Source organism: Bacillus sp. DB-2, from assembly GCF_003315125.1.
GTDB lineage: Bacteria > Bacillota > Bacilli > Bacillales > Bacillaceae_G > Bacillus_A > Bacillus_A mycoides.
The window spans coordinates 1-1,746 of the sequence record NZ_QNRN01000041.1 but is presented as its reverse complement, the minus strand read 5'-3'; the positions used below and the strand labels follow the sequence as shown (position 1 = coordinate 1,746).

Sequence of the window (1,746 nt, the reverse complement as noted above, 5' to 3'; positions counted from 1 at the left end):
TCAAACTCTCCAATAAAGTTAGTTTGTCTAGCATCTAAAAATAAAAATTGACGTTCACGTTGTTTGTTTCGTTCAGTTTTCAAAGAACTTGTTTGTCGCTCATTTGCGACTCCCTTATGTTAACATTTTCATATTTCAATGTCAACCAAGTTTTTTTATTTCTTTTGTCACTTTCTTCGTTGTTGCTATCGGCGACTTGTCCTATATTACACCTCTATAAGCTAATCGTCAACACCTTTTATTCAATTAATAATAAAAATAATTCCAAAGGTATTTTCTATATTAATTTCAGTCCTTCAATTTCTCCATTTCAATGAAAATAATAAACAAGGACATCCCATTACATACAAGACGCCCTTTTGATTACACATTATATACATGCACTCTTTAAACTCTTGAACTCCCCCTTTCTATTTAAACTATCGTCCTACTGATTCCTTGAGGTGGGAGTTTTCTGTCGGGAATTGATAAATAGATCAATTAATTTACTTTTATCCGCCCATACCACTCCAAATAAGACTAAGCCGCCGCCTATTACTATTCTCCACGTTAAAGATTCATTTAATAGAACAATTGAAGCAACAATACTTATTAGCGGTAATGCATTTAAATATAATCCACTTACTGATGCTGAAACTCTCTCTAGTGCTTTATTCCAAAACCAATATGCTAAAATTGTTGCTCCAATAACAAGATACATTACACTAAGTCCAGTCTTCCAGGTTTCAATCTTTGGGAAACCGTAATAAAAAGTTTCTACCATTGCAAATGGTAATAAAATAACCGATCCAATAATTAAAGTTAATGTTGTAAAAACCTTGTTTGATAGATACCGTTCCTGTTTCGGTTGTTTTAACAATACTGTATAAAAAGCAAATAAGAAGGTGCTTAATAAAATAAGGATATCTCCTATTAAAGATACCTCTTGATCAGCATTGTTAGATGAAATTGTTATAAGAAGTACCCCTATAGCCCCCAATATAATACCAATCCAATAATTCGGCTGAATTTTCTCTTTCAAAAAGAAAGCTGAAAAAAGAATTGTAACTAACGGCAATGCAGCATCAATGATACTAACATGTAATCCACTTGTTAAAGAAATCCCGTAGGATGTGAACATAAAATACCCAGCTACACCAGTAAAAGATAGCAAACTCATTCTTTTCCATGGAATATGTTTATGTACGATTGCTTTTTGAAGTTGGCCATATGAAAAAAGCATACAAATTCCCCCTGCGAGGAAAAGACGAATAAATAACAAAGTAAATGGTTGAATAGATTCTAATGCCCATTTCGTTGGCGCAATTGCCGTCCCCCATAATATAACAGCCACTAATAACATGCATATTTCTTTCATAATCCCCCACACCCATCAAAAAGTATATGTTAACTACCTTAATTATAGATTTTTTCTTAAGTAAAATCCTTTAAAACCACAAAAAGGTTATGCGAAAAATAGCCATCCAGCCATTTTTCGCATAACCTTTTCATATTAAATCAAAAACATCATTGTTCATTCGACAACTAAATCAACATAAAAAGGTAATCCTTACCTTCAATTTATATTTAAACGTATTACTTTATAACCTTCTTATCACTTTAATATCCAAATTTTATTTTATACCGTTTCTATTTCATTCTTTTTTCGTCTTTTTTTCGTCTTTAGGATTATTAAATTTATGAATTTTAACCTTCGGTAAATAAAAATAAACACAAAAAAACCTAAGTCGAAACGACTTAGGTTTT

At 31.4% G+C, this 1,746-nt stretch carries 1 protein-coding gene; it reads right to left on the bottom strand.

From position 1 onward, the window contains the following. Nucleotides 1-427: 427 nt before the first annotated feature. Nucleotides 428-1,357, bottom strand: coding sequence for a DMT family transporter (locus tag DET63_RS30005; RefSeq protein ID WP_113938659.1), 930 nt, complete (start codon nucleotides 1,355-1,357; stop codon nucleotides 428-430). Nucleotides 1,358-1,746: the final 389 nt, after the last annotated feature.